Source organism: Enterobacter cloacae complex sp. IR5422 (assembly GCF_049238165.1).
GTDB lineage: Bacteria > Pseudomonadota > Gammaproteobacteria > Enterobacterales > Enterobacteriaceae > Enterobacter > Enterobacter roggenkampii.
The window spans coordinates 1-7,014 of the sequence record NZ_JBMKHT010000087.1 but is presented as its reverse complement, the minus strand read 5'-3'; the positions used below and the strand labels follow the sequence as shown (position 1 = coordinate 7,014).

Annotated in this window: 3 protein-coding genes and 1 pseudogene; all 4 read left to right on the top strand. The window is 36.5% G+C overall.

The genetic code is table 11. From position 1 onward, the window contains the following. Positions 1-366: pseudogene (locus ACOTXT_RS21985) on the top strand (hypothetical protein); the annotation flags it as partial. A gap of 113 nt (positions 367-479) precedes the next feature. Beyond that, positions 480-1,232, top strand: a complete 753-nt coding sequence (locus ACOTXT_RS21980) for an ABC transporter permease (RefSeq protein ID WP_179367519.1) — start codon at positions 480-482, stop codon at positions 1,230-1,232. Beyond that, positions 1,222-2,562, top strand: a complete 1,341-nt coding sequence (locus ACOTXT_RS21975) for an ABC transporter ATP-binding protein (protein WP_055321237.1) — start codon at positions 1,222-1,224, stop codon at positions 2,560-2,562. Before ACOTXT_RS21980 ends, ACOTXT_RS21975 begins: the two co-directional genes overlap by 11 nt. An 11-nt stretch (positions 2,563-2,573) precedes the next feature. Continuing rightward, a complete protein-coding gene (locus ACOTXT_RS21970) occupies positions 2,574-6,866 on the top strand; it encodes a glycosyltransferase (RefSeq protein WP_055321236.1) in 4,293 nt (1,430 codons plus the stop codon). Positions 6,867-7,014 lie beyond the last annotated feature (148 nt).

Genomic DNA, 7,014 nt, shown 5'->3' with positions numbered 1-7,014 from the left:
GGCCAAAATCAGCCACGAAGAGACGATTTTGGGCTGAAAATTGGAAAATTGAGCCACAGGACGTCGATAAAGGACGGTTTGGGGCGTCATATCGGGAGCTGCGGACCACTTAATCGCAACTTCCTTAGAATCAAAAAGTTAATGGATGGACATTTTAAAGTATGGAATGAGAAAAATATTAAATTGCTTTCATCGTTTAGCAATACTCTTACAAATGAAAATGCTGTAATTTTCAAACAATTTATTAAAGCTCGAAATGCCGGATTCCTATCAAGAGTCAGGGCTTTTTCTGGAATGAAATTATACAGACAGACAGGCTTCGGTAATGCTGGGTTAATTATTGCTGTGCTTTTGAAAAAGTTATAATTGCTAGAAAGTTTCGATAATGCGAGGTGTAGGAGTTGAGTACTGAATCAGGTTTAAAATCAATTAGAAGCCATCTTCTCTCATTTTGGTATAATAAAAATATCATTTTTCAAATGACTAAAAGAGATATTTTAGGAAAGTATAAAGGCTCTGCAATTGGGGTGTTATGGTCTTTAATTAATCCTATGCTTATGCTTATTATCTATACCTTGGTTTTTTCGGTGGTATTTAAGGCTCGTTGGGGAACGGGAGCAGTAGACGAGCCGAAAACGCAGTTTGCAGTAATTTTGTTCGTAGGTTTAATAATACATTCTTTTATTTCGGAATGTTTAGTCCGTTCGCCGAATTTAATTTTGCAGTATTCCAATTATGTCAAAAAGGTTGTGTTTCCATTAGAAATATTACCTTTAGTTACTGTATTGTCTGCTCTATTTCATAGTGCCATTAGTTACGTAGTGTTATGTATTGCGTTCTTTATGTTTAATGGCTATTTGCATTGGACAATAATTTTTGCTCCATTAGTATTCCTTCCATTGTTTGTTCTTTCACTCGGACTGGTATGGTTGATTTCGTCGCTTGGTGTGTATATAAGAGATATCGGACAGTCAATAGGTATTATAGTCACTATATTAATGTTTCTTTCACCTGTTTTCTACCCGCTATCTGCGCTACCAAAAACAATGCAGAGTATCGTTTTATTGAATCCACTAACTTATATAATTGAACAATCCAGAAATGTGATTGTGTGGGGTAAATTACCAGATTTTTATGGTTTATCACTTTACCTTTCTATTTCTATAGTCATCAGTACGCTATGTTATATTTGGTTCCAAAAAACTCGTAAAGGATTTGCTGATGTCATTTGATAACTATGCGATAAAAATCGATAACATTAGTAAGTGCTATCAAGTATATGACAATCCATTAAAACGACTAAAAGAATTCATCATTCCTACAGTAACACGTCGTTTGGGCAAAGTGCCGAGAATATATCATGATGAGTTTTGGGCTCTACAAGATGTAAGTTTTATATTAAAAAAAGGCGAAACCGTCGGAATTGTCGGCAAAAATGGTTCTGGGAAGTCAACCTTACTGCAGATCATTGCGGGTACATTAACTCAAACTTCAGGTGAAGTTTATACAAATGGAAGGGTTGCTGCATTATTAGAACTTGGCGCTGGTTTTAATAATGATTTCACCGGTCGCGAAAATATATATTTAAATGCAACACTCCTGGGTCTGACCAAAAATGAGATCGATACAAAGATTGAAGATATCCTGGAATTTGCTGATATTGGCCACTTCATCGATTCACCGGTTAGGTCATACTCGAGTGGCATGCTTGTTCGACTTGCATTTGCAATACAAGCACAAATCGAGCCAGAGATATTAATCGTTGACGAAGCTCTCGCTGTTGGGGATGCAAAATTTCAAGCTAAATGTTTTGCCAGATTAAAACAATTAAAAGAAAAGGGTACCTCCATCCTTTTTGTTTCTCATGCGACTGAGCAAATAGTAACACATTGCGATTCCGCTATCTTGATTAATGATGGAATGTTGATTTTGCAAGATTCGCCTCGGGTTGTCGTTAACCGGTATCTGGATTTATTGTTCGGCAAGAGTGAAACTAAAAAGAAAAGATTAGAAGATACCATAGATGATACCCCAGACTTAACATCAGATAACGTTGATTATTTTGATTGGGGTCCTGAAGAACAATGTTTTGAAACACGCGAAAACTTTAATCCTTCTGAGTACAGATGGGGTGATCGAGCAGCAGAAATTAGCGATTTTATTTTATTGCAGGGTAAAGAAAAATATCCATCTATCATTGAAGCGAATAAAGATGTTACTTTTTGCTTCCGCGTAAAATTTAATGAGAAAATTTTTCGTCCTATAATTGGTTTTGCAGTAAAAACAAAAGAAGGGGTAACAATATACAATACCAATAATGAGTATCAATTCATTGAGTTGAAAGAGTACTATGATAAAAACGACTATCTTGAATTCGATATACGTATGCCTGTAATTCTTGGCAGTGGTGATTACTTCATCTCTATTGGTATTGCAAGTTGCGATTCTTCCGGAACTATTATTCCACATGACCGTCGCTATGATTCTATTCATTTGAATGTTATCAATAGAGAACAGTTTATTGGATTGGCAAATCTTAATGCTAATATCACTATAAAGTAAGAAAAATTTAAATGACAAGTGATAAACAAAGTGCAGGTGAGTATATGTACAAACTGGACAGTCTTGGATACACATTTAATAAAAAATCAAATATATGGATACGTTCCGGGTATGAAGATATAGGTTATAATGACGGTGACTCTGCTGAAGAAAGATTGGCAGAAATAGTCCGTGACGCCAGCGACATCTCAATTTTTTCTTCTGAATTACGTAACAAATGCATCAATTGGCAAACACTCTACCACCTTAGTTCGCAGCGAGGAAATGTGTTACGCCCCTTTTCACATCTCTTGAAGGGGGATGTGCTTGAAATTGGTGCGGGATGTGGCGCTATCACTCGATTTTTAGGCGAGAATGGTGGAAACATCCTGGCTCTTGAGGGTAGCCAACGTCGCGCATCTATAGCTGCCAGTAGAACCAGAGACCTTGATAATGTACAAGTATTGGTAGAGCGATTCGATTGTTTTGATGCGGACCATAAATTTGATGCTATCACCCTTATTGGGGTGCTTGAATATGCCACAATGTTTGGTGAGGGTGAACGTCCCGATTATGACCTGCTTAGCCAAATTAAAAGACTCCTTAAACCAGAAGGGGTATTAATCATTGCAATCGAAAATAAACTTGGCTTGAAGTATTTTGCGGGTGCCCCAGAAGACCATCTCAATAAACCAATGTATGGGATTGAAGGCCGTTATACGAAGGGAGAACCGAAAACCTATGGCTATAGTGAGATTGAAAAATTATTGCACTCTGCAGGCTTTAAAGGAGTAGATGTTTTTTTACCTTTCCCTGATTATAAATTGCCATCATCAATAATCACATCATCAGGCGCTTCTGCTGAAAATTTTGATGCAGCTGCACTTGCTGCCCAAAGTATCTCAAGCGATCCTCAGCTTCCAGAGATTTTAAATTTTTCACTTCAAAACACATTTCCTGAAGTATTTAGAAATGGATTAGGCATTGATCTTTCCAATTCATTTATTCTCGCCTGTTCGTCTTCACAGATAAACGTTTGCGACGAATCAATTTTAGCTTGGCATTATAGTACTCAAAGGAAAAAAGAGTACTCTAAAGAAACCATTTTTGAATGTGATGCAAATAAAGAAATAACTGTCAACTATAACTTCTTTGGAACTCAAACTGCTGATACAGATTTTGCTGAGTATGTACAATTCAGACATAATTATGATAGCTATTATTCGGGAATATGTTTAAGTCAAAAGTTTTTTAACGTTTTGACTCGTCCAGGATGGCAGATATCTGAAGTCGTCAGTCTATTAAAGGAATGGATTTCTTATCTGGTAATTTTCGCTAATCAGGAAGGCGAATTTTATGAAAATAGAGATTTGAATTTAGATGCAGCAATGCAGTTACCCGGGCACTTTCTTGATGCTATACCGCAGAATATAATTCTTAGGTCAGATACTCCCATTTTATTCGACGTGGAGTGGAAAAAAAAAGAAGGCGTCGAATTAGGTTACCTACTCTTCCGCGGCCTTTTATTGGTAATTAATCAAACAAAAATACTGCCACTAACCAGTAACATATATATTAACCGTAGAGAATTCATTACCACTTGTCTCAATAATATCGGCTTGAATATTACTGATGAGCAGTTAGATAGATATACCATACAGGAAGCACAATACCAGAATTTAGTAACTGGAAGAGATGTTAATATTTTAAAGTATTGGGGCCAAGAGCGACTATTGAGTCCGTTAGAAGCTGTATTAAAGACGTATTCAACTCTATACTATGCTTTTGATGATAGTGACCTTAATCAAGAAGATACATTCCAAGTCGAGTTGAGGCCAGGAAATAATATTATCAAATGGCCTTTGAACGCGTTAAATAAAGACTCAAAAATATCTCAATTAAGATTTGATCCTGTAGATAAAAGTTGCTGGTTTGATATTGTTTCTTTCACTATTAAAGATAGCAATGAAGATCTTGTGTGGGATTTTTATAACCAAGAATCACAGGCTACATTAGTTGACATTTTAAGTTTGGAACTACTTCAAGACAAAAATGCTTATTTTTCTTCTTCAGATGACCCACGAATAAATGTACTTAATTTGCCACGATCATCCTTTTTTATCGTTGAGATTGAAATTGTTCTGTTTGACAAGGATGATATATCGGTTTCATTTTATGAGAATCTCAAGTTATTAGAAGATCGAAAAGATCTGTTGATGCAAAAAGAAGAATTGTTAAAACATAAAAAAGAACTACTGGAAGATAGCGAAACCACTATCAATAATAATTTGCAATTGTTGAATGATACCAAAAATCTTTTGGATATTACCCAAAGTAATATGCTGTCGGCCCAGGCACGAATTAATGCAATAGAGAATTCAACCAGTTGGACTGTAACTAAACCTCTACGTTACTTTGGCAGGATTAAACACAAAATGCTAGTTTCGCTACCTATTCTGAAGGGTATAATAATTCAGCACGGTCTTAAAAAGAGTATTATCAAAGGTACTAAAGTTCTCAAAACACATGGTATTAGAGGCTTAGTTAATGCATTAAGAAGGCAAAAAAATATTCTGCCAATTGCTGTTTCTCCGCTTTCAGGAAATCAGATCAAAGGTGGCATCACTTTTAGTTCTAAACATGGTTATGAGCTCAAGACTGAAGCTAAAGGTTATTGCTATATTCCACCAGCAAAACCAGAAAAATTGGCTCAAATAATTAATGATCTTCATGTAAAGCCTCTATTCTCTATCGTCGTTCCTGTATACAACACGCCAATTGGGTTGTTAGATGAACTTATTGATTCTATTAAGAATCAGTGGTATGGCAAGTGGGAATTAGTATTGGTCAATGATTGTAGTACTGATGGATTACTGATATCAACGCTCAATAATATTGAAGATGATAAAATAAAAGTTATAAATTTGGAGACGAATCATAGAATCTCCGGCGCAACGAACATTGGCATCGAAAATTCACATGGTGAGTATATTGTTTTTGCAGACCACGACGATACTCTGACACCAGATTGTCTCTATGAAATGGTATTAAGCATAAATAAATCTGATCCAGATTTTATTTATAGCGATGAGGATAAAATTTCAGAAGATGGCCTGTATGTGCAACCGCATTTTAAACCCGACTGGTCGCCAGATACCATGATGAGTACGATGTACACATGTCATGCATCATGTGTAAAAAAAATATTGTTATCGCAGGTAGGTCTACTCCGTTCAGAATTTGATGGATGTCAGGATTGGGATTTTGTTCTTCGTGTATCAGAGTATACGTCGAAAATTTATCATATTCCGAAAGTACTTTACCATTGGCGTATTATTCCACAATCAATTGCAGCTGATATTGCTGCTAAAGATTACGTGCTTACTGCATCTCAACAGACGCGTAAAGATGCACTTGATCGCCGAGGCAGAAAAGGTGAGGTGGAAGCTGTTGAGGGGTTCCCTGGATATTTCCGTATTAACTATATTCCTGAAAATAGCCCATTAGTAAGTATTATTATTCCCACGCGTGACAATCAACGCGTCTTAAAACGTTGCATTGATTCGATTCAGTCGATTACGCAATACAAGAATTATGAATTAATCGTAGTTGATAATGGAACAATTGATGAAGAATCTCTTTCGTATTTAAATGAGATTAGCTCGCAGGAAAATGTCAACGTTATTCGGCATGATTATCCCTTTAACTTCTCTGAGCTAAATAATATTGGAGTACAACAATCCAGAGGGGATGTGCTGTTATTTTTAAATGATGATACTGAAGTCATTAAACCTGATTGGCTTGAAAGAATGATCGGTTTTGCTCAACTCCCTCACGTGGGAGCAGTAGGAGCAAAACTACTTTATCCTAATACACTTGCGGTTCAACATGCCGGTGTTGTCAATCTGGCTGATGGTCCTGGTCATGCATTTTTAAATAATAACAGGAGTAATCCAGGTTATTTCATGCGTAACATCCTTGATTATAATTGGTTAGCGGTTACTGGTGCATGTTTGATGATGGAAAAAAGGAAGTTTTTGGAAGTCGGACAATTTGATGAATCTTTCCCTATTGCTTACAACGATATTGAATTGTGCTTCCGGAATTATGAAGCAGGCTATTACAATGTTGTCTGCAATGCTGTTGAGTTATTACACCACGAATCGGTCAGTCGTGGTGTTGACCATATTGATCCTCAAAAAGCTTTAAGGCTTAGTAAAGAAAAAAAACGCTTATACGAAAAGCATCCCCAGTATTATCAGTATGATCCGTTCTTCAATGTTAATCTTCATCCTAATGGTATAAATTTTGAGGTTCCATTCTAATGTCAAATTATAATGACTTTGGGAAGTTGCGATTAAGTGGTCCGCAGCTCCCGATATGACGCCCCAAACCGTCCTTTATCGACGTCCTGTGGCTCAATTTTCCAATTTTCAGCCCAAAATCGTCTCTTCGTGGCTGATTTTGGCCCTG